20 protein-coding genes and 1 tRNA gene are annotated in these 22,143 nt (G+C 57.2%); 14 read left to right on the top strand and 7 right to left on the bottom strand.

The window, feature by feature from the left end; genetic code table 11:
• Position 1: 1 nt before the first annotated feature.
• The 3 genes from fruK to FS690_RS00780 all read right to left on the bottom strand — a co-directional run bounded on the left by fruK (position 2) and on the right by FS690_RS00780 (position 2,596).
• Positions 2-940: a 1-phosphofructokinase gene (gene fruK, locus FS690_RS00790; RefSeq protein ID WP_039385473.1), complete on the bottom strand. Its 939-nt coding sequence runs from the start codon at positions 938-940 to the stop codon at positions 2-4.
• Positions 937-2,067 (bottom strand): fused PTS fructose transporter subunit IIA/HPr protein, encoded by a 1,131-nt coding sequence (gene fruB, locus FS690_RS00785; RefSeq protein WP_094111138.1) that lies wholly within the window; start codon positions 2,065-2,067, stop codon positions 937-939. Before fruB ends, fruK begins: the two co-directional genes overlap by 4 nt.
• 274 nt (positions 2,068-2,341) lie before the next feature.
• Complete coding sequence (locus FS690_RS00780; RefSeq protein WP_145338929.1) at positions 2,342-2,596, bottom strand: YkgJ family cysteine cluster protein; 255 nt, start codon at positions 2,594-2,596, stop codon at positions 2,342-2,344.
• Between the two features lie 150 nt (positions 2,597-2,746).
• Between FS690_RS00780 and yeiP the strand changes: the two genes are divergently transcribed.
• The 9 genes from yeiP to yejF all read left to right on the top strand — a co-directional run bounded on the left by yeiP (position 2,747) and on the right by yejF (position 13,598).
• Complete coding sequence (gene yeiP, locus FS690_RS00775; RefSeq protein WP_145338928.1) at positions 2,747-3,319, top strand: elongation factor P-like protein YeiP; 573 nt, start codon at positions 2,747-2,749, stop codon at positions 3,317-3,319.
• Positions 3,320-3,440: 121 nt separating this feature from the next.
• Positions 3,441-4,415, top strand: a complete 975-nt coding sequence (locus tag FS690_RS00770) for a GTP-binding protein (protein ID WP_071668038.1) — start codon at positions 3,441-3,443, stop codon at positions 4,413-4,415.
• Positions 4,416-4,461: 46 nt separating this feature from the next.
• Complete coding sequence (locus tag FS690_RS00765; protein WP_071668039.1) at positions 4,462-5,169, top strand: phosphatase PAP2 family protein; 708 nt, start codon at positions 4,462-4,464, stop codon at positions 5,167-5,169.
• Between the two features lie 515 nt (positions 5,170-5,684).
• Entirely contained in the window at positions 5,685-6,260 is a 576-nt protein-coding gene (gene mepS, locus FS690_RS00760) for a bifunctional murein DD-endopeptidase/murein LD-carboxypeptidase (RefSeq protein WP_071668040.1), read from the top strand.
• 208 nt (positions 6,261-6,468) lie between these two features.
• Positions 6,469-8,034 carry a cyclic di-GMP phosphodiesterase gene (locus FS690_RS00755; protein WP_145338927.1) on the top strand — a complete coding sequence of 522 codons (1,566 nt, stop codon included), beginning with the start codon at positions 6,469-6,471 and terminating at the stop codon, positions 8,032-8,034.
• Positions 8,035-8,096: 62 nt separating this feature from the next.
• The gene (locus FS690_RS00750) at positions 8,097-9,899 is read left to right on the top strand and encodes an extracellular solute-binding protein (protein ID WP_071668042.1); all 1,803 of its coding nucleotides are present in this window, start codon (positions 8,097-8,099) and stop codon (positions 9,897-9,899) included.
• A gap of 10 nt (positions 9,900-9,909) precedes the next feature.
• Positions 9,910-10,995 carry a microcin C ABC transporter permease YejB gene (locus FS690_RS00745; RefSeq protein ID WP_145338926.1) on the top strand — a complete coding sequence of 362 codons (1,086 nt, stop codon included), beginning with the start codon at positions 9,910-9,912 and terminating at the stop codon, positions 10,993-10,995.
• Positions 10,995-12,017, top strand: coding sequence for an ABC transporter permease (locus FS690_RS00740; protein WP_104085215.1), 1,023 nt, complete (start codon positions 10,995-10,997; stop codon positions 12,015-12,017). The genes FS690_RS00745 and FS690_RS00740 overlap by 1 nt, the downstream gene beginning before the upstream one ends.
• Positions 12,018-13,598, top strand: a complete 1,581-nt coding sequence (gene yejF / locus FS690_RS00735; RefSeq protein WP_104085216.1) for a microcin C ABC transporter ATP-binding protein YejF — start codon at positions 12,018-12,020, stop codon at positions 13,596-13,598.
• A gap of 10 nt (positions 13,599-13,608) precedes the next feature.
• Here yejF and FS690_RS00730 read toward each other — a convergent pair whose 3' ends face one another.
• The 3 genes from FS690_RS00730 to rsuA all read right to left on the bottom strand — a co-directional run bounded on the left by FS690_RS00730 (position 13,609) and on the right by rsuA (position 16,233).
• On the bottom strand, positions 13,609-13,935 hold the full coding sequence (locus FS690_RS00730) for a hypothetical protein (RefSeq protein WP_071668046.1): 327 nt from the start codon (positions 13,933-13,935) through the stop codon (positions 13,609-13,611).
• Between the two features lie 370 nt (positions 13,936-14,305).
• Positions 14,306-15,499: a Bcr/CflA family multidrug efflux MFS transporter gene (locus FS690_RS00725; protein ID WP_039385496.1), complete on the bottom strand. Its 1,194-nt coding sequence runs from the start codon at positions 15,497-15,499 to the stop codon at positions 14,306-14,308.
• Positions 15,500-15,510: 11 nt separating this feature from the next.
• Complete coding sequence (gene rsuA, locus FS690_RS00720; RefSeq protein WP_039385498.1) at positions 15,511-16,233, bottom strand: 16S rRNA pseudouridine(516) synthase RsuA; 723 nt, start codon at positions 16,231-16,233, stop codon at positions 15,511-15,513.
• A 192-nt stretch (positions 16,234-16,425) separates the two neighbouring features.
• Here rsuA and FS690_RS00715 point away from each other — a divergent pair, with 192 nt between their 5' ends.
• Positions 16,426-18,180, top strand: a complete 1,755-nt coding sequence (locus tag FS690_RS00715; protein ID WP_108569606.1) for a DEAD/DEAH box helicase — start codon at positions 16,426-16,428, stop codon at positions 18,178-18,180.
• Between the two features lie 130 nt (positions 18,181-18,310).
• The gene (gene rplY / locus FS690_RS00710; RefSeq protein ID WP_039386023.1) at positions 18,311-18,595 is read left to right on the top strand and encodes a 50S ribosomal protein L25; all 285 of its coding nucleotides are present in this window, start codon (positions 18,311-18,313) and stop codon (positions 18,593-18,595) included.
• Positions 18,596-18,651: 56 nt separating this feature from the next.
• Here the strand turns inward: rplY and yejK are convergent, their stop codons facing one another.
• Positions 18,652-19,656: a nucleoid-associated protein YejK gene (gene yejK / locus FS690_RS00705; protein ID WP_039385500.1), complete on the bottom strand. Its 1,005-nt coding sequence runs from the start codon at positions 19,654-19,656 to the stop codon at positions 18,652-18,654.
• 158 nt (positions 19,657-19,814) lie between these two features.
• Here yejK and FS690_RS00695 point away from each other — a divergent pair, with 158 nt between their 5' ends.
• The 3 genes from FS690_RS00695 (at position 19,815) to FS690_RS00685 (ending at position 21,965) form a co-directional block, all read left to right on the top strand.
• On the top strand, positions 19,815-20,042 hold the full coding sequence (locus FS690_RS00695; RefSeq protein WP_039385503.1) for a YejL family protein: 228 nt from the start codon (positions 19,815-19,817) through the stop codon (positions 20,040-20,042).
• A gap of 22 nt (positions 20,043-20,064) precedes the next feature.
• A complete protein-coding gene (gene yejM, locus FS690_RS00690) occupies positions 20,065-21,816 on the top strand; it encodes an LPS biosynthesis-modulating metalloenzyme YejM (RefSeq protein ID WP_071668047.1) in 1,752 nt (583 codons plus the stop codon).
• Positions 21,817-21,888: 72 nt separating this feature from the next.
• Positions 21,889-21,965, top strand: a tRNA-Pro gene (locus FS690_RS00685).
• Positions 21,966-22,143 lie beyond the last annotated feature (178 nt).

Raw genomic sequence — 22,143 nt, 5'->3', positions numbered from 1 at the left:
GTTAGTTAACGGGTTGTAAGTCGACGCGCGCCATCATCGCGGCCAACCGGGTACGATCGGCTACGCCGACGTTGCTCTGGCTGACAGCCATTGCCGCCACGGCGGTAGCCAGTCGCAGCGTATGTTCGCTGGATTCACGCATCAGCAGGCCATAAATCAGGCCGCCGACCATGGAGTCACCGGCACCGACCGTGCTGACAACCTCACAGACCGGCGGTTTTGCCAGCCATTCGCCAGATGCGTTGACCCAGAGTGCACCTTCTGCGCCGAGCGAGATCACCACGTGAGCAATGCCCTGCTCGCGCAGTTCATGCGCCGCGTTAATCACATCCTGCAATTCAGGCAGCTTGCGGTTAGCCCAGATCTCCAGCTCGCGCCGGTTTGGTTTAACCAGCCACGGGGCGGCTTTCAGACCCGCAACCAGCGCATCACGGCTACTGTCAAAAATGATGCACGGACAGAGCGTACGCAGATCGCTCATCCAGCGGGTAAACGCCTCTGGCGTCACGCCGCCCGGCAGGCTGCCGCTGACGCAGACCATATCGAACTGGCCGAGCCAGGTGAGTGAATCTGCGGTAAAGCGCTCCCAGTCCTGCGCGGTTACTTCAAAGCCGGAGAAGTTGAGGTCGGTTACCTCGCCATCTTTCTCTGTAAGCTTTACGTTGATGCGGGTACGCCCCTGCACGACCTGAAAGCGATTGGCTATTCCCAGCTCGCTGAACAGCTGCTGGAAGCCATCCTGATTTTCCCGGCCAAGAAAGCCGCCGACGGTGACGTCGATGCCGAGATCTTTGAGTACTTTAGCAACGTTGATCCCTTTGCCTGCTGCATGCAGGCCGGTGGTTTTGACCAGATTGACTTCACCGCGCTCTATCTCCGGCGTAAAGCCAACCAGGTCATACGCCGGGTTCAGCGTAATGGTGGCGACGCGACGGCTCATGCTGCCCCCTCGCCCAGACCGGAATTAATGGCCTCTTCGATAGCCTGCATCGCCTGCGGCGCATCATCACCGCTGGCGGTAAAGCGCAGGCGATGGCCTTTCTTCACGCCCAGCGCCACCACTTTCATCAGGCTGCGGCCGTTAGCGGGCTTACCGCTGCCGTCAAGGTTGGTAACCGTGACATCACTGTTAAACTGCTTGATAACGCTGACCAGCGCAGTGCCCGGACGCGCATGCAGGCCATGCTCATTGCGAATGGTAAATTCTGCGGTCAGCACTTCAGCGGCTTCATCCACTTCGCTGGTGAGCAGCGCCAGTACGCCGGCTGCATCCGCTTTCAGCAGACGTTCAGCTTTATTGTTCTGCAGCAGGTTACTCAGGTAGCCCAGCACCTCCAGCGGACGCTCATCCACTGCGGCAACCGTCAGCAGCAGCGCCACGCGCTCGCCCTGCCGGTCAAACGGCACCGCCGGGCGGCTTACCGCGACAGCGCTGCCCAGGTTACCCTGCGCGCTGTCGTTCAGCCAGATCCCCTGCCCCAGACTCAGCGGCGTGCGGGAGATAACGTCGGTGATAAATGCGGCGTCAACCGCGCCTGCCGCCTGCAGACGACCGGCATTCAGCGCCTGCAGCGTGATCAGATCGCTCGCCGCGACATCCACCGCAATCAGCGAGGTATCAAAGGTAAATTCAGCTCCCTGCTTCTCACCCATCAGCAGCGCACGCAGATCCTCAGCAGAGGCCGTTTTTAGCTGCTCTGCCACGCTGTCATCGCTTAACACATGCGTCAGCTGACGCAGCAGCGCCAGGTGCTCATCTGATTTAGCGGCGATGCCGATAGCCACATAGGCAATCTGCCCTTCGCCCCACTCTACGCCCTGGGGAAACTGAAAAACCTGTACGCCGGTTTTCAGCACCAGGTCACGGGTGTCGGTGGTGCCGTGTGGAATAGCGATGCCGTTGCCGAGAAAGGTGCTGGTCTGCTGTTCGCGAGCCAGCATGCCGCTGACATAGCCTTCAGCAACGTTGCCTGCTGCGGTCAGCGCGGCGGCAACCTGACGAATAGCGTCTTCTTTTGTCTGTGCCGTGGCGCCGGTATGGATGGCCTGAACTTCGAGCTGGAACATATCTCTCCTCGCTTGCTGAATTGAATCGTTTCAGCTTAATGGCGAAAAAACACGCTGCATCACAGCCACTTAGCCGCAACTACAACGCTGAAACGTTTCAGGGAATATGGTACAGGCGGCTCTTCGAGGCAAGCAAATGCGTAAACCAAAGAACAGATCTTTGACGCTACGCACACTTCATCGGGAAATTAAGATTTTTCGCACGCCTCAGCTGATGAGTTTGCTGAAAGTAAAGGCGGCGGTTGGGGCAGATTTTCAGCAGGCTTACAGCTTTTCAGGGTGCCGTCTCTGCCTCAAGCTGCAGCAGATAGATCATTGCGTCATTCCGGCTGCTGCCACACATTTCCGGTCCAGGCTGCAGGCCAGCACAGACGGCCGGACGCAGCGGCGAACCAAACAGCTGGCAGCGCTGCTGCGCATCCAGCTGAACGCAGGGCGTATTGGCGGGCTTGCCATGAGGCATACCCGGAATAGGCGAAGAAATTGAGGGCGCGGTGCAGCAGGCACCGCACTGGTCGCGGCATAACATGAAGCGCTCCGGCAGAGATTTCGCGGCGACAATAGCAGCCCCGCCTGCTGAAAGCTATGTGCAGATAACAATTTTACAGGGCCTTACTTGCCTGTTTCCGGTCGCGCGCGTAACGTGACGCGCACCTCTCTTTTCTGAGTAAATAACATCATGCCTAAGGCAAACGAAATCAAAAAAGGAATGGCCGTGACCTGGAACGGCAAGCTGTTGCTGGTGAAGGATATTGATGTGCAGAGTCCCAGCGCACGCGGTGCAGCCACGCTCTATAAAATGCGGTTTACCGATGTGCGTACCGGCCTCAAGGTCGAAGAGCGGTTTAAAGGCGACGATATTATCGATGCCATTCAGCTGAGCCGTCGCCCGGTGACCTTCTCTTATATCGACGGCGGCGAATATGTCTTTATGGATGATGAAGATTACACGCCCTACAACTTTAAGCAGGAGCAGATTGCCGAAGAGCTGCTGTTTATCCCGGAGGGCGGTATTCCCGGTATGCAGGTGCTGACGATGGAGGGCCAGGTACTGGCGCTGGAGCTGCCGCAGACGGTGGATATGGTGATTGCTGATACCACGCCCGGCATCAAAGGCGCCTCTGCCAGCGCGCGCACCAAACCCGCGGTGATGAGTACCGGCCTCTCGGTGCAGGTGCCTGAATACCTCAGCAACGGCGACCGTATTCGCATTCACGTAGCTGAACGACGCTATATGAGCCGCGCTGACTGATCGCTGCGTTGTCCGCGCCCGGCAGGTTGTTATACTATAACAACATCCGGCGCGGCCCGCGTTACCGGCCGCGCGCTCAGTTCACTGCCTGCCAGACAGCAGCAGGCCACAGGGAGAAACTATGACGCGCGTCAACCTCATTACCGGCTTTCTCGGCAGCGGTAAAACCACCACGCTGCTGCATCTGCTTGCGCATAAACCGGCCGATGAAAAATGGGCTATTCTGGTCAATGAGTTTGGCGAAGTCGGTATAGACGGCGCCCTGCTGGCCAACCGCGGCGCTGAACTAAAAGAGATCCCCGGCGGCTGCATGTGCTGCGTTAACGGTCTGCCGCTGCAGGTCGGGCTTAATATGCTGCTGAAACAGGCGAGACCCGATCGTCTGATTATCGAACCCACCGGCCTTGGCCATCCCAAACAGTTACTTAATATGCTGCGCGCCGCCGTCTATCAGCCATGGATAACGGTGGATGCGACGCTGACGCTGCTCGATCCGCGTCAGCTTGCTGATGCGCGCGTGGCCGCAAACGAAAATTTTCGCGATCAGCTCACTGCCGCTGACATTATCGTCGCCAGTAAAAGCGATCGCTGGCAGCCGGAAGATCGCCAGCGTCTGGCGGACTGGCAGCGGGACAATCTGGGCGATCGCCTGCTGACAGAGACAGCCTGGGGGAAAATAGACCCGGCGCTGCTGACACACCCCGCACAACACGATCGCCCGGTTCCGGACGCACTCCACCACGCTCACAGCACCCGCCCGCAGGGCCTGGCGGCGCTGAAACTGGAGGGTCAGGCGCGCTGGCGGCGTGCGTTAAATGAAGGTCAGGGCTATGCTTCGTGTGGCTGGATTTTCGATGAAGAGACGCAGTTTGATACCATTCCACTGCTGGAATGGGCGCGACGTGCGCCGGTCGATCGGGTAAAAGGCGTGCTGCGTACGCCAGATGGCCTGGTGAACGTTAACCGACAGGGGGACGATCTGTTTATTGAAACCCGTCCGGTCGCGCCTCCCGACAGCCGTATTGAACTGATCCATCATCAGCCAGCCGACTGGAATGCTCTGCAGACCTCGCTGTTGAAGATTCGTTTAAATTAATTGCGATAGGTTTGCCCGTTATTTCACTTTTTGGGTGTTACTTTTTATGCGCGCAACACGTCTTGTCACCATCCTGCTGCTTAATGCGCTGGGTGTGATGCTATTTCTCTCGTGGTATCTGCCAGCCAATCACGGTTTCTGGTTCACTATCGATAAAGGGATCTTTTTCAGCTTCAACGATCTGATGGTCGATCACCACGCATTTGCCGTCCTGGTGGCGATTACCAACTATCGCGGTTTTGATGCGGTTTCACTGCTGGCGATGGGGCTGCTCTACCTCGCCTTCTGGCGACGCGAAACGCCTGAAGGCCGTCGTCGTATGCTGGCTATCGGGATAACTATGCTGCTGACGGCAGTTTTACTTAACCAGCTGGGACATCTGCTGCCGGTGAAACACGCCAGCCCGACGCTGTTTTTTGATAACGTCCATCGCGTCAGTGAACTCACCGGTATTCCGGCAAAGGATGCCTCGCGCGACAGTTTTCCTGGCGACCACGGCATGATGCTGATTATTTTTGCCTGCTTTATGTGGCGCTATTTCGGCTTCCGGGCATTTTTAACCGGCGTGCTGATTGTGGTGCTGTTTGCCCTGCCGCGCATAATGGCCGGCGCCCACTGGTTTACCGATATTGCCGTGGGTTCGCTGTCGGTAATATTAGTTGGACTGAGCTGGTGGTTATTAACGCCGGCCAGCGACAAACTGGTGGCGTGGCTATATCGCACGCTGCCTGGCAAATATAAGCCACGCGGGTAATTGTTTAGCGCAGGTAACCGGAGAGCAAAAAGTGACCCGCCTGCGCTTATTGAATGTTTAAAAAAACTATTAGCAACCTAACAGTTTGCCATCAAAAGAAAACATGATGGCAAACAAGCCTTAACATTTTCTCTTGTTATCCCCTGTCCAGTCAGAACCCGCTGAAAATCAGCGCTAACGCCGGAATTACCTGCTTAAGCCGCCGCTTATTTGCGCATTAATTACGCCCGATTGGTGATAAAGTAGCCGTTCAGTGAATGTTTTAATTTACATCAAAAAAACCTATAGAAATTTATATAAAACCACTCGCCATGGGGTCTGTAATCAGTTAACCTCAAGCTCGATTACCCTGGTGCAGCATAAAATGTGGTGGCAAACTGAGCGAAAAATGTGTGCATTAACACATTTTAGTAATTAAGGATTTGTCTTAGACCGCTGTACTTATTAATCTCAACCCGTTTTGTCATCTGGCTGGCGACATTCTGTCGTAAGGACATCGAAGGAACACACGTATAATGGTCAAGTCTCAACCAATTCTGAGATACCTCAGGCGGATCATTCCCGCGGTAGCATTAGCAACACTTTTATCAGCATGTAGCAGCAGCCATAATGGCCAGAATGCGAAAAACGAGAATCATGAAGTTAACAACCACAATGGTTTTTTACTTCAGGCGTCTCAGGACGAATTTGAACAAATGGTGCAGAATGTGGACATCAAGTCCCGCATCATGGAACAGTACAGCGACTGGAAAGGTGTTCGCTATCGCTTAGGCGGTGACACCAAACGTGGCATCGACTGTTCTGCTTTTGTTCAGCGCACCTTTCGCGACCAGTTTGGTCTGGAACTGCCCCGCTCAACCTATGAGCAGCAGGATACGGGCAAAGGCATTTCACGCGGTAAACTGCGTCCGGGTGATTTAGTGCTGTTCCGCGCCGGCTCAACCGGGCGACACGTCGGCATTTATCTGGGCAATGATAACTTTGTCCACGCTTCTACCAGCAGCGGCGTCATGATTTCAAATCTCAATGACAGCTACTGGAAGACGCGCTACCGCGAAGCACGACGGGTTCTGGCTAAAAATCAAAGCTAACCCCTCTCTCCGATGATTCTCTCAGCCAGAGAAAACAGAAACGCTGCCCCGGCAGCGTTTTTTTATTGCGGATATCTACTCCGCTGAAATCCAGTTGGTAATCAGAAATATAACAAGACTTTCCTGGCATCCTCGTTATATTCTCACAGCCTCTCCGGTGCAGCCTCAGACGGTTTACTCACATGGCAATATCAGGAACATTGACACAATGCCACTGTCGCGGACGCTGAAACCGCACGCTACGCACATGCGCCGTCTGTTCCGGAAGAGTGCGCTGGCAGGTATGGTTTCATTTACTCTTTTTATCACCATACTGCTTACGCTGACCTGGCATAAACGCCAGCAGCAGCATGAACTGCTGCTGCAGCACAGCGCGGACGACCTGCAGCAGATGCTCGCAACGCTGACCGACACGCTGCGTCCGCTGCAGCAGTATACGATGCTGGATTGCAACAGCGTCAGCCGTGAACTCACCTCGCGTGCCGCCTTTGCAGATAATATCCGCGCGATTCTGCTGGTGCGGGACGGCCTCGCCTGGTGCTCATCGGCCACCGGCGCCTTCAGGCTGCCTGTTAGTGAGATTTCACCCGCCACCGAGCTGGAGAGCGATCGCGATATACGGCTGCTGCCGGGCACCCCGCTGCTGCCGTCGCGTCCGGCGCTGGCGCTGTGGCTCAAGTATCCCGGCGGCGCAGAGAGCGGCATCCTGACAACGGTAAATCTCTCTCTTGCGCCCTACCAGCTGCTCGCCTCTTATCACCCTGAAATCACCGGCATGGCGCTGGTTATTGGCAACAATGCGCTGAAGAGCGACGTCAGCCACGCTATTCCGCGCCGCGACCTGCCAGCCGGACTGACCGCCCTTACGCTGCCGCAGAGTGATATCCGCTTTGTTCTCTATGGCAGCACGCTGGCAACGCGCGACTATCAAATGACGCTGCTGACCGGCGTCCTGTTTGCGCTGATGATCGGCTGTCTGACCGGCGTGCTGCTTAACCGCCACCAGCGCCCGGCGCGCGAGATCATGCTGGCAATCCGGCGCGGGCAGTTCTACGTTGAATATCAGCCGTTAATCATGGCGCATAACGGTCAACCCTACGGCGTGGAAGCGCTGCTGCGCTGGGCGCATCCCATAGAGGGCACGATCCCGCCCGATGTGTTCATCAGCTATGCCGAAGCGCAGAACCTGATTATTCCGCTCACCCGGCATCTGTTTTGCCTGGTCGCGCGCGATGCGCATAGCCTGAGCCAGCAGCTGCCGCGCGGTACGCGTCTGAGCCTGAACCTCTCCCCGCTGCACCTTGCCGCCGACAGCTTTCGTCACGACGTTCAGACGTGGATTGCCGCAATGCCTGCGGACCACTTCAGCTATGTGTTTGAGATCACCGAGCGCACCATGGTGAAAGAAGCCAACGCCGGAGAGGTGTTTGCCTGGCTGCGCGCTAACCAGTTCAGCATTGCCATCGATGATTTCGGCACCGGACACAGCGCGCTGATCTATCTGGAAAAGTATCCGTTTGATTATCTGAAGATAGATCGGGGATTTGTTCAGAGTATCGGCACCGAGACGCTCACCTCGCCGGTGCTGGACGCCGTGCTGCTGCTGGCTAAGAAGCTCAATCTCAAAACGGTGGCGGAGGGCGTGGAGACGCGCGAACAGGCCAGCTGGCTGGTCAGCCGCGGCGTGACGCATTTGCAGGGCTACCTGTTCAGCCGGCCGCTGCGGCCGGAAAAGTTGATCAGCTACTATCAAAACTTTCCGCGTTTCGGGTAAGGTGGCTTAACACGCTTACCGGCCGATCTGAAGCACAGACTATTCGGGAGAGTATTTCACTTATGCTGCGTCTGATAACTCTGCTGCTCTGCTGCGTGCTGACGCCGCTGCGCGCTGAGCCGGTACGTGAAGGCTATGCGTTTGCAAAGCTGGGGGTGCCGCGCTACGCGGTCAACTTTACCCACTACGCTTATGCCGATCCCGCTGCCCCGAAAGGAGGCAGCATGACGCTGGCGGTGGTCGGTACGTTTGATAACTTCAACCGCTTTGCTTCACGCGGAAATCCGGCCGCCGGCACAGAGACACTCTACGATTCGCTGTTTACCACCTCAGATGATGAGCCCGCCAGCTACTATCCGCTGATTGCTGAAGTGGCACGCTATCCTCAGGATTACCGCTGGATGGAGGTTACCCTCAATCCACACGCCCGCTTTCAGGATGGCACGCCTATCACCGCCCGCGATGTGGCCTTTACTTTTCAGAAGCTGATGCGCGAAGGCGTTCCGCAGTTTCGCGTCGCGTTCCGCGGCACGGAAGTCACCGCACTCAATCGCCTTACGGTGCGCATCACGCCACCGCGACCGGATAAAGATCGCATCCTGAGCTGGCTGACGCTGCCCGTGCTGCCGCAAGCGTTCTGGCAGAGCCGCAAATTTAATGAGCCGCTTGGCTACCCGCCGCTCTCCAGCGGACCCTACCGGATCTCTGCCTATAAGGCGGGCCAGTTTGTGCAGTACAGTCGGGTAAAGGATTACTGGGCCGCCGATCTGCCGGTCAATCGCGGACGCTTTAATCTGGATACGCTGCGCTACGACTACTATCTCGATGACAACGTCGCTTTTGAAGCTTTCAGGGCGGGCGCTTACGATTTGCGCGAAGAGCTGTCGGGAAAAAAGTGGGCGACGCAGTATAAGGGCGGGCCATTTGCAGAACAGACAATCGTAAAACTGACCACGCCTCAGGACGCCGCTACGGATACCCGCTGGCTCGCCTTTAATAATCAAAAAACGCTGTTTGCCGATCGCCGGGTACGCGCGGCGTTAACGCTGGCCTTTGATTTTGAGTGGATGAATAAGGCGTTGTTTTACCACGCGTGGCGCCGCCCCGGCAGCTATTTTCAGAACACAGAATATGCGGCTGCCGGCTATCCCGACGCGGCACAGCTGCAGCTGCTGGCGCCGTGGAAAGCGCAGCTGCCGCCTGCCCTCTTCAGTGAAATCTATACGCCACCGCGCTCGGATGGCAGCGGCTATAACCGGGCTAATTTGCTGCGGGCGATGCAGCTGCTGGAAGAGGCGGGCTGGGAGATCCGCAACCGGAAGCTGGTCAATCGCCAGAGCGGTGAACCGTTCCGGTTTGAGATCCTGCTGCGCAGCGGCGCGCAGAATGAGTGGGCGCTGCCCTGGCAGCACAGTCTGGCCCGGCTGGGCATCACGGCCACCCTGCGCCAGGTCGACAACTCACAGTTTCTGCGCCGGCTGCGCGAAGGCGACTACGATATGATTCAGACGCTCTATCCGGCTGCGCCGTGGCCTGCTGCCAGCCTGCGCGTGAACTGGCAGTCAGAGTATATCGACTCATCGTGGAACAGCGCGCGCGTTAAAGATCCCGTGGTCGATCACTTTATCAAAGAGATTGTGGCGCACCAGGGCGATGAGCAGGCGCTGCTGCCGCTGGGTCAGGCGCTGGATCGCATTTTGCTCTGGCAGGCGTATATGATACCGATGTGGTTTAGCGCTGAGCAGCGCCTGGCTTACTGGAATAAATATGCTTATCCCGCCGTCCGGCCCGCTTTCGCAACCGGGCTGGAAAACTGGTGGTACGATGTCAATAAAGCCGGGCGGCTGCCGGCCGATCGACGTTAAGGAGGCTGGCTTGGGTGCTTATCTGCTGCGCAGAGTATTGCTGGTGATCCCGACCCTCTGGGCGATTATCACGCTGAATTTTTTTATTGTGCAGTTAGCACCTGGCGGCCCGGTCGATCAGGCGCTGGCCACTATTCAGTTTGGCTATACCACCGGGCTGCCGGGCAGCAGCGACAGCAGCGCGCGCGGTGCGTCGCTGCGCGACAATCCGGGTGACAATCAGTATCGCGGTGCACGCGGCCTCGATCCGGAAGTGATTGCTGAGATCACCCGGCGATACGGTTTTGATAAGCCGCTGCTGCAGCGCTATGGCGAGATGCTGTGGAACTATCTGCGCTTTGACTTTGGCGATAGCCTGTTTCGCAGCGCCCCGGTGCTGCAGCTGATCAAAGAGAGCCTGCCGGTTTCTGTCAGCCTGGGACTCTGGAGCACGCTGATTATCTATCTGGTCTCCATTCCGCTCGGGATCCGGAAAGCGGTGCATCACGGCAGCCGTTTCGACGGCCTGAGCAGCCTGCTGATTATTATTGGCTACGCTATTCCGGCCTTTATTTTTGCCATCATGCTGATCGTGCTGTTTGCCGGCGGCAGCTATTTCAACTGGTTTCCGCTGCGCGGTCTTACCTCTCCGCAGTTTGCCTCGCTGCCGTGGTATGGCAAAGTCCTCGACTACTTCTGGCACATTGCGCTGCCGGTGCTGGCCACGGTTATCGGCGGATTTGCCACGCTTACCATGCTGACAAAAAATGCGTTTCTGGATGAAATCCGCAAGCAGTATGTCATGACCGCGCGCGCCAAAGGCCTGGATGAAAAACGTATCCTTTATGGTCACGTGTTTCGTAACGCCATGCTGCTGGTGATCGCCGGCTTTCCGGCCACGTTCATCAGCCTGTTTTTTACCAGTTCGGTGCTAATCGAAGTTATGTTTTCTCTGAATGGCCTCGGGCTGCTGGGCTATGATGCCACTATCCAGCGTGACTATCCGGTGATGTTTGGCACGCTCTACATCTTTACGCTGATTGGCCTGCTGATGAATATTGTGAGCGATTTAACCTACACGCTGGTCGATCCGCGCATCGATTTTGAGGCGCGCTGATGGCTCTCTCTGCGGTGCATCGCCAGCGCTGGCAGCGTTTCTGTCACAACCGCCGGGGTTACTGGTCGCTGTGGCTTTTTCTGCTGATTTTCCTGTTGTCACTGGCCGCTGAGCTGCTGGCGAATGAAAAACCGCTGCTGGTGCGCTACCAGCAGCGCTGGTATGTGCCGCTGCTGGTTGATTACAGTGAACAGGATTACGGCGGCGTATTTGCTACCGCCGCCGACTATCAGGATCCGTGGCTGCAGCAGCGGATTGCGCAGCAGGGCTGGGCACTCTGGGCCCCGATTCGCTTTAGCGACAGCACAATCAACTTTGCGACCCGTTCGCCCTTCCCTTCGCCTCCGTCGGCGCAAAACTGGCTGGGCACCGATGCCAGCGGGGGCGATGTGCTGGCGCGCCTGCTCTATGGCACCCGCGTCTCTCTGCTATTTGGCCTGCTGCTGACGCTCTTCTCCAGCGTTATCGGTATTATTACCGGGGCGCTGCAGGGCTATTTTGGCGGCCGCATCGACTTAGCCGGCCAGCGGCTGATTGAAGTCTGGTCTGGCATGCCAACGCTGTTTATGCTGATCCTGCTTTCCAGCGTGATCCAGCCTGGCTTCTGGTGGCTGCTGCTGCTGACGGTGCTGTTTGGCTGGATGAGTCTGGCCGGCGTGGTGCGGGCCGAGTTTCTGCGCACGCGTAATTTTGATTATGTGCGTGCCGCCCGTGCGCTTGGCGTCAGCGACAGCCGTATTATGCTGCGCCACATTCTGCCCAATGCGCTGGTAGCGACCCTGACCTATCTGCCCTTTATTTTGTGCGGCGCCATTACCACCCTGACCTCGCTCGATTTTCTCGGTTTCGGTTTGCCGGTGGGTGCGCCTTCACTGGGCGAGCTGCTGCTGCAGGGCAAAAATAATCTGCAGGCACCGTGGCTCGGGCTGTCCGGTTTTATTGCGCTGGCGCTGCTGCTGTCGCTGCTGATTTTTATCGGCGAGGCGGTACGCGATGCATTTGATCCGGCGCGGGGAGGCTGAGTGGATCTGTTAACCATTAATCATCTTGCGGTGGCTTTTCAGCAACAGCGGGTCGTACATGATGTTTCACTGCGCCTTGCGGCGGGCGAGACGCTGGCGCTGGTCGGAGAGTCGGGCTGCGGGAAAAGCGTGACCGCTCAGTCGGTGATGCGCCTGCTGCCGCAGCCCGCGGTAAGTTATCCGCAGGGCGAAATTCTGTTTCAGGGTCAGGATCTGCTGCAGGCCAGCGAACGCACGCTGCGCGGCCTGCGTGGCAACCGTATGGCGATGATTTTTCAGGAGCCGATGGTGTCGCTCAATCCGCTGCATACGATTGAAAAACAGCTGAACGAAGTGCTGGCGCTGCACCGGGGCATGCGGCGTGAAGCGGCACGCGGCGAGATCGTTGCCTGCCTCGATCGCGTCGGTATCCGGCAGCCGGTGAGCCGCCTGCGCGATTTTCCTCATCAGCTCTCCGGAGGCGAGCGCCAGCGCGTCATGATCGCCATGGCGCTGCTGACGCAGCCGCAGCTGCTGATTGCCGATGAGCCCACCACGGCACTGGATGTGACCGTGCAGCAGCAGATTTTACAGCTGCTGCGCGAACTGCAGCGCGAGCTGAATATGGGCATGCTTTTTATTACCCATAACCTCGCTATCGTGCGTCAGCTGGCACACAGCGTTACCGTGATGCGTGCCGGACGCGTGATGGAGCAGAATCGCTGCGCCGCGCTGTTCCGGCAGCCCCGGCACCCCTATACGCGCGAACTGCTTGCCGCTGAACCCACCGGTGAACCGGTACCGCTGAAAGCGACACCGCTGCTGCTTCAGGTCCGCAATCTGCAGGTAAGTTTTCCGCTGCGACGCGGCTGGTTCAGGCGCAAAACAGAGGAGAAGCAGATACTTAAGCAGCTGAGTTTTTCGCTGCATCAGGGCGAGAGCCTGGGTCTGGTAGGTGAATCAGGCTCCGGCAAAAGCAGCACGGGGCTGGCCCTGCTGCGTCTTATCGCCGCACGCGGTGAGATCTGGTTTGCCGGCCAGCCGCTGCATCAGCTGACGGCCAGAGAGCTGCTGCCGCTGCGCCAGCGCATTCAGGTCGTTTTTCAGGATCCCCACTCCTCGCTCAATCCGCGCATGACGGTGCAGCAGATTATTGCTGAAGGTCTGGCGGTACACCGGCCGGAGCTTAGCGCAGCGCAGCAGGATGCCCGCGTTATTGCCGTTATGCAGGAAACCGGGCTCGATCCCGACAGCCGCAGCCGCTATCCGGCAGCATTTTCCGGCGGGCAGCGGCAGCGTATTGCGATTGCACGTGCGCTGATCCTTGAGCCACAGCTGCTGATACTTGATGAGCCGACCTCCTCACTGGATCGTCCGGTTCAGCAGCAGATCCTGACGCTGCTGCGACGCCTGCAGGCGGATCGTCAGCTGACCTATATTTTTATCAGCCATGATATGCAGGTAGTGCGCGCGCTCTGTCATCAGCTGGTGGTTCTGCGGCAGGGAGAGGTGGTTGAACAGGGAAAAAGCGCGGTGCTGTTCACTGCGCCAGCGGCAGCTTATACACGCCAGCTGCTGGCCTCGGCGCAAATGAGCAAATGAGGGGCGGGGATCAGCGTCCGTTAAAATCTTCTGCAATGGCCACGCCCTGATTTTTCAGGCAGCAGCTTGCAGCACTTTCGTTAATTCGCTGGATCAACAGGCAGGGGTGCCCTTCACAACGGGCAATTTTGCACTCCACCTGAATCTGCGCCAGCGTTTCGCGCAGCTGCTGCAGAATATCCAGCGCCAGCGTGCCTTCATGGCTCAGTAATCTCAACGCAACCAGATCTTCATCGTTAATGCCGCTGGTGGTTTCCAGAAGTTCAATTTCGCCTAACTGATCTGCAGACCAGCGATAAAGCTGTGGCAGACGATGCACAACAGAGAGCTGCAGCATGGTGTTCCCCAAAGATGTTAATCCTGTTTCCGGCCTGAACCCTGTGCCCGCAGCCGGAAATCCCACCTCAAATCAAAAAACGGATGTCAGTGATGACCTTCTCGTTTTAAATACAAAATCATAGAAAAAATACATTATTTGCGAGCATTCTCGCAGTTAAGCTTATGTGTACCGCGATCGCCAGATGCAGACAACCAGTTTATACGCATTAGCGTTACTTTTTTGTCTAAAAATTTTCACATCACGGAAACATTAAGCATAACGAATAGCTGGCGTTTAGCGAGCATGGTTCTCTTTTTTTGCCTGAGAGGAGAAATATGCCGGGCGCGCATGAATACGCCAGGGCCGCATGAATGCGGCCCCTGCGGGATTAGGTGGTTTTACGTGGGCGGGCAGCGTAGCTGAACAGGATAATAGAAAGGGTGGCGCACAGCGCGATGGTTGCTACCATTGGCCATGCGCTGTTCATACTGACCAGCGACAGCAGCGCGCCCACCAGACCACCGACGCCAAAGCGCAGCGTGCCTGCCAGCGACGAGGCGGTCCCCGCCATGTGCGGAAACTCATCGAGTACAATTGCCATGGCGTTAGAGGAGACAATAGAAACGCAGCCGATAAACATCGCCACGCCCAGCACCAGCGGCAGAAAGCCGAGCTGCAGCGCGCTGACAATCAGCAGCCAGATGCCCATAGCAAACTGAATGGTCAGCCCCAGGCGAAACATCTTCAGCGGACCAAAACGGCGCACCGCGCGGCTGTTAATCAGCGTCATCACAAAAAGAAAGATGATATTCAGGCCGAAGTAGTAGCCAAAATCCTGCGGCGATACGTGGTTGACCTCGATATAAACAAAGGGACCAGCGTTGAGAAACGCAAATAAGCCGGCAAACGAGAAGCCGCTGGCCAGCATATAGCCGAACACCCGCTTATGCCGTACCAGCGCCACAAAATTGCCCAGCATCGTACGCAGATGAAAGCGCTGACGCTGCTCCGGCTTCAGGGTTTCACGCACCTGCGTCACCACCAGCACGGTCGTGATCAGTGCCGCAATCGCCAGCGCCCAGAAAATAGCGTGCCAGCTCCAGATAAGCAGCAGCCAGCCGCCCAGCACCGGGGCCACCAGCGGCGCGATTGTGGTGATCAGTAGCACAAAGGACATCATGCGCGAGAAGTCCTCTTTTGAATAACTGTCGCGCATCAGGGCGTTGATCACCACGCTGGCGGCAGCGGCAGAGAGACCGTGCAAAAAGCGCATCAGGATCAGCTGATCGATAGAGCCGGAGAGTGCGCAGGCGGCGGCGGCACAGGCGAAAATCAGCGTACCCAGCACGATGACCGGCTTGCGGCCATAGCTGTCCGCCAGCGGACCATACACCAGCTGCCCGATAGCGAAGCCCAGGATGTAGAGGTTCAGCGTCATCTGCACGCTGCCTGCGGAGACGGCAAATTCGCGGGCAATCTGCGGCATAGCGGGCAGATACATATCAATGGAGAGCGGCATCAGCATCGCCAGCAATCCCAGAATCACCACTAATCCTGCCGGGGAGTTTTTCTCCTTGCGCACCTTGTACTCCGTTATTTGTGCTGTTTCAGTTCGTCTGGCAGACCGATGCTGTCAACCTCTTCAGGGGTCAGTTCGCGATATTCCCCCTCTTCCAGCGCCTCATCCAGCACAATCGAGCCGATACTTTCACGATGGAGCGCAACCACATGGTTCCCCATCGCGGCAAACATGCGCTTAACCTGATGATAGCGCCCTTCGCCGATTGTCAGTCGCGCCGCTTTTTCATCGAGGATCTCCAGCCGGGCTGGCCTGGTCAGCGTCTTCTCATTGTGCAGCTGGATACCGGCAGCAAACGTCTCCACCAGTGCCGGATCGAGCGGCGCTTCCACCTCAACCAGATAGGTTTTTTCTAAATGGTGACGTGGTGAAGTGATGCGATGCGACCACTGGCCATCATCCGTCAGCAGCACCAGACCGGTAGTATCGATATCGAGTCGGCCGGCGGCGTGCAGCTTATAGGCTGACGGCTCCTCAATAAAATAGAGGATAGTGGGATGATCGGGATCGTCTGTGGAGCAGACATAGCCCTGCGGCTTGTTCAGCATAAAGTAGCGTGGCCCCTGCTGTACCACCAGCGGGTTGCCATCGTAGGCAATATCATCTTCCGGCATCACTTTGTACGCGGTATCGCGCACAATTTCGCCATTGATGGTGATCTTTCTGGCGCGAATTTCGCGGCCAGCGATAGCACGGCTAACTTCCAGTTGCTGAGATATGAATTTGTCGAGTCGCATGAATTCGCTTTTGCCTGTTACTGCGGGGGAAAAACTGAAACGGTGCCAGTGCGCAGAATACGTCCGCCAGGATAACCGTTAAAAAAGTGCGGGCAGTATAGCCTGAAGCTTTGCCTGCTAATAGTGCCGATCCTGCGTTTCATCCGCTTACATGGCATAATACGCCTCTGATCCAGAAAAAAGTTTATGCTGATGGCCTTTACACTTCGTCCCTATCAACAGGAAGCGGTTGATGCAACCGTTGCCCACTTCCGGCGCCATACCACGCCGGCGATGATTGTGCTGCCCACCGGTGCCGGTAAGAGCCTGGTCATTGCTGAACTGGCGCGGCTGGCGCGTGGCCGGGTGCTGGTGCTGGCGCACGTCAAAGAGCTGGTCGAGCAGAACCACAGCAAGTATCAGGCTTACGGGCTGGAAGCGGATATTTTTGCGGCCGGGCTGCAGCGCAGGCAGAGCGAAGGCAAAGTGGTATTTGGCAGCGTACAGTCCGTGGCGCGCAACCTTGACCGCTTCGACAGCGCCTTTTCACTGGTAATTGTCGATGAGTGTCATCGCATCAGCGACAATGAGGAGAGCCAGTATCAGCAGCTCTTCAGCCACCTGCGCCAGCATAATCCACAGCTGCGCCTGCTGGGACTGACCGCCACGCCGTTCCGGCTGGGCAAAGGCTGGATCTATCAATTCCACTATCACGGCATGGTACGCGGCGATGAAAAAGCGCTGTTTCGCGACTGCATCTACGAGCTGCCGCTACGCTACATGATCAAACACGGTTTTCTGGTGCCGCCGGAACGTCTTGATATGCCGGTGGTGCAGTATGACTTCAGCCGGCTGGTGCCGCAGAACAGCGGCCTCTTCAGCGAAGCGGATCTTAACCGTGAGCTGAAACAGCAGCAGCGCGTCACGCCACAGATTATCCGCCAGATCGTTGAGTTTGCCGACGATCGGCGCGGCGTAATGATCTTCGCCGCCACGGTTGAACATGCGCGCGAAATTCTGTCGCTGCTGCCGGAGAACAGCGCGCTGGTCTCGGCAGAAACCGCGGTGAAAGAGCGTGACCGGCTAATTCAGCAGTTCAAAGCGCAGCAGCTGAAGTTTCTGGTTAACGTGGCGGTACTGACCACCGGCTTCGACGCACCGCACGTGGATTTAATCGCGATTCTGCGCCCGACTGAATCCGTCAGCCTCTATCAGCAGATAGTCGGACGCGGACTGCGCCTGGCTCCGGATAAACGCGACTGCCTGATCCTCGACTACGCCGGTAACCCGCACGATCTCTTTACGCCGGAAGTGGGTGCGCCAAAAGGCGCCAGTGACAACCAGCCGGTGCAGGTGTTCTGCCCTGCCTGCGGCTTTGCGAATACCTTCTGGGGAAAAGCCACCGAAGACGGGCATGTGATTGAGCACTTTGGTCGTCGCTGTCAGGGTATCCTGGAGGATGATGAGGGCGGTCGTGAGCAGTGCGATTTCCGCTTTCGCTTTAAAAGCTGCCCTGACTGCGGCGCTGAAAATGATATCGCCGCACGGCGCTGCCAGCAGTGCGACAAAATTCTGGTCGACCCCGATGATATGCTGAAAGCGGCGCTGAAGCTGAAAGATGCGCGGGTGCTGCGCTGCAGCGGCATGACGCTGGCGCATGGCCGTGATGACAAGGGCGAATGGCTGAAAGCGACCTATTACGATGAAGATGGCAGCGACGTCAGCGAACGCTTCCGGCTGCAGACGCCCGCGCAGCGAAAAGCATTTGAGCAGCTGTTTATGCGCCCGCACCAGCGCGCGCCTGGCGTAGAGCTGGGCTGGCAGCAGGCGGCCGACGTGGTCGCGCTGCAGCCGCTGCTGCGGCATCCTGACTTTGTGGTGGCGCGTGCCCGGGGACAGTTCTGGCAGGTGCGGGAGAAAGTGTTTGATTACCAGGGGCGCTTCCGCCGCGCCAATGAGCTGCGCTAGATGGCAGAATCATTTGCCCCCCTGCCCCGATCCGGCTATAATCCCGCCCGCTTTTGCATCCGCACAAGCGTTTGAATAACCGTCCTGTTGCTGGGTCGCCTGTAGCAGGAATTATTGAAGAGAAATAATGATGTTCACTATCAACGCAGAAGTACGTAAAGAGCAGGGTAAGGGTGCGAGCCGCCGCCTGCGCACAGCTAACAAGTTCCCGGCTATCATCTATGGCGGAAATGAAGCTGCAGTTTCTATCGAACTGGATCACGACGCCGTGATGAACATGCAGGTTAAGCCTGAGTTCTACACCGATGTGCTGACGCTGGTTGTTGACGGTAAAGAAACGAAAGTTAAAGTTCAGGCTGTTCAGCGTCACCCGTTCAAGCCAAAACTGCACCACATCGACTTCGTTCGCGCGTAATCGCAGACGAAATCGGAAAAAACGCCGCCTCTGCGGCGTTTTTTTATGCCTGTAATTTACTTCCCGCCGGTGCGGCGCTGTAGCTGATCGCGCAGGTTGGGCGGCGTGCCTTTGATGGTCAGGGTATCGGTTGCCGGATCCCAGAAGATACGCTCGCCAAGCAGCAGTGCGTCAAAATTAAGCGTTAATCCGCCACCGCTGCCGGAGAATTTTGTCAGCTGGCGCAGCGTGCTGCGGTCGGCCGGAAAGTGCTCCTCCAGCTCATAGCCCTGCTCCTGCGTAAACGCCTGAAAGCTTTTCTCCCCCAGCGGTGGCAGCTCCTGCGAAAGATCGTCCAGCGCAATCTCCTCCCCCGCCTGCAGCTGTTCGTTACAGTAGCTGTAGACCTGCTGACGGTAGTTCTGCCGCTCGTTCTTATCCAGATTTGACTCAGCACAGTAATCATCGACCGCCTGCAGCAGGCCGCGGTTCTGCGCTTTGGTGTCGAGACCGACGCTGGCCCCGAGGAAATCCATGAAGAAGTCAGCTACTTTACGTCCGACGCGACCCCGCAGAAAAGTCAGATAGCGCGTTGACTCCGGGCTGGTTTCCCACTCGGTCAGATCGATACGCGCGACGATATCGGCGTGATTGATATCGAGATAGTGCGTACTGCTGATATCCAGCTGTTCGTTAACGCGCATGCTCGACTGGCTGTTCAGCACCGCAACCAGCAGATACTCTACCGCCAGATAGCGGTAGTGCATAAACAGCACCACGCCACCGTCAGCAAACGGATATTTGCTCAGCTCATCGCGCAGGCGTCCGGTGGCAGCCCGGCTGAACGCCAGGAAGTCATCCTGCCCGCGACGACAGTTGCGCAGCGCGTCGGCCAGCTCGCTATCTTCATTGAACAGGCCATAGGCTTTGCTTTTGGCGCTGTACACGCGATGCAGCTCTTCGGCCATACTGCTTACCGCCTGCGTTACCGGCAGCAGCGTATCCCGCAGTACCAGCTCCAGCTGATTCTCGTCGCGTTTGATTAACTGATGCAGGGCAATCTGGTCAATATCCAGACTCATGATAGACTCTCCTTTAAACTCAGGCGCGTATTCAATCACTGCCCGCCGTCGCTTTCAACTGCGTACGCAAACCGATCGCTTTGCTTGCGATAAAAGTGCGGAAAAAATCGCATGGTTACGGTACTATACCGCCTTTTCACACTTGATTAGTCGACGATATGCCACAATCATCCCGTTATAGCGACGAGCGCGTTGAGCAGCTTCTCGCACAGCTGGCGCAGATTCTTGAAAAAGATAAAGCGCCTCTCGATCTTTCCCTGATGGTTCTGGGAAACATGGTCACCAATTTGATTAACACAGACATCGCACCAGCCCAGCGCCGTAGCCTGGCCCGGTCATTCGCGGAAGCGTTGCAGTCTTCCGTGCGCGATGATAACGCTCATTAATTTGCAGATCTGACTCCTATATATGGTAACCAACCGGCAGCGCTACCGTGAAAAAGTCTCCCAGATGATTAGCTGGGGGCACTGGTTCGCGCTGTTTAATATTCTGTTTGCGCTGGCTCTCGGCAGCCGCTACCTGTTGGTCGCTGACTGGCCCTCCTCACTGGCGGGCCGGATTTACGCCTTTACCAGCTGGATTGGCCATTTCAGCTTTATCGTTTTTGCCGCCTATCTGCTGATTATTTTCCCGCTTACCTTTGTGGTGATGTCGCAGCGTCTGCTGCGGGTACTCTCCGCGATTGTTGCCACCGCCGGGCTGACGCTCATTATGGTGGATGGCGCCGTGTTTAACCGCTTCCACCTGCACCTTAATCCGGTGGTCTGGGAGCTGGTGGTTAACCCCGATCAAAGCGAGATGGCGCGTGACTGGCAGCTGATGTTTATCAGCGTGCCGGGCATTTTTCTGGTGGAGATGCTGTTTGCCACCTGGAGCTGGCAGAAGCTGCGCAGTCTTAACCGACGCTCATTTGGCAAGCCGCTCGCCGCGCTATTTATCAGCGCCTTTTTTGCCAGTCATCTGCTCTATATCTGGGCCGATGCCAATTTCTATCGTCCTGTCACCATGCAGCGCGCCAACCTGCCGCTCTCCTATCCGATGACCGCGCGCCGCTTCCTGGAGCGTCACGGGCTGCTGGATGCGCAGGAGTATCAGCGCCGTCTGGTGCAGCAGGGCGATCCTGAAGCGCTGTCGGTCCAGTATCCGTTAAGCGATATCACCTTCCGTGACGGCGGAACAGGTCATAACCTGCTGGTGCTGACGGTCGATGGCGTAAATAACGCCACGCTCGACAGCGCACTGCCGTCGCTGAAGCAGTTTGCCGCTGAGAACGTGCGCTTTACCCGGCACTACAGCGCCGGGGTGCAGCCTGAAAAAGGGGTGTTTGGCCTGTTTTACGGCATCTCTTCCAGCTATATGGATGGCGTGCTGGCATCGCGCACGCCGTCGGCGCTGCTGAACGCGCTGAACGCGCAGGGCTACCAGTTTGGCCTGTTCTCTTCTGATGGGTTTAATCAGCCGCTCTACCGGCAGGCGCTGCTGGCGGACTATACGCTGCCGGAAGCGACCTCGCAGCCTAACAGCCAGACCGTCACGCAGTGGCAGAACTGGCTCAATGGTCAGAAAAACAGCCGCTCTCCGTGGTTCTCCTGGGTCGCGCTGAACGGGATAAGCGCCAGCGGCGACAGCACGAAGGCGCGTCAGCGCAGCTATCTGCGCCAGGCGGGCAGCGTGGATGAGCAGATCGCTGCGGTACTGACCACGCTGCAGCAGCGCGACCTGCTGAAAAATACGGTGGTGGTGATCACTGCTCAGCGTGCGGTGACCTTTAATAACAGCGATAACCCGGGCAACCGCGCGATGCTGCAGATCCCGCTGGTGGTGCACTGGCCTAATACGCCAGCGCAGACTATCGATCGCCTGACCGATCAACAGGATGTGATGACAACGCTCATGCAGCGTCTGCTGCACGTGCGCACCAGCCCGGTCAGCTATTCGCAGGGTGAAGATCTGTTCGCCGCCCAGCGCAGCCATAACTGGGTAGCCAGCAGTGAAGATGGCAAACTGGTGATCACCACGCCATCGGTGACGCTGGTGCTGAATAACAGCGGCAGTTATACCGCGTGGGACGCCAGCGGTCGTGAGCTGAAGGATCATAAGCCGCAGCTGGCGCTGCTGCTGCAGGTGCTGACGGAAGAGAAGCGCTTCACGGCAAACTGATTAAATATGAGGCAGTTAACGCTGACGCATCTTGCAATCGGCTGGGGAATCAGTAGTATGGTTTTCCACGTTCGGCACGTAGCGCAGCCTGGTAGCGCACTGTCATGGGGTGTCAGGGGTCGGAGGTTCAAATCCTCTCGTGCCGACCAAATTATCCCGAAAAAAGCAGCCTTTATGGCTGCTTTTTTTATGCCTGTCAGGGCTGGCATGCCTGTTTATCGCGCAGTACCGGCCGATACCGTTATTCCGGAAATTCTCAGGCTTTCAGCGCGTTGCTGCTGCACCCGATCGCGATCACACTTTGCCTCTTCCGGAACAGGCTTTCAT

It is taken from the genome of Pantoea sp. PSNIH1 (genome assembly GCF_007680655.1).
Classification (GTDB): Bacteria; Pseudomonadota; Gammaproteobacteria; order Enterobacterales; family Enterobacteriaceae; genus Pantoea; species Pantoea eucrina.
The sequence above is the reverse complement of the archived record's forward strand: the minus strand, read 5'-3'. Positions and strand labels throughout refer to the sequence as shown.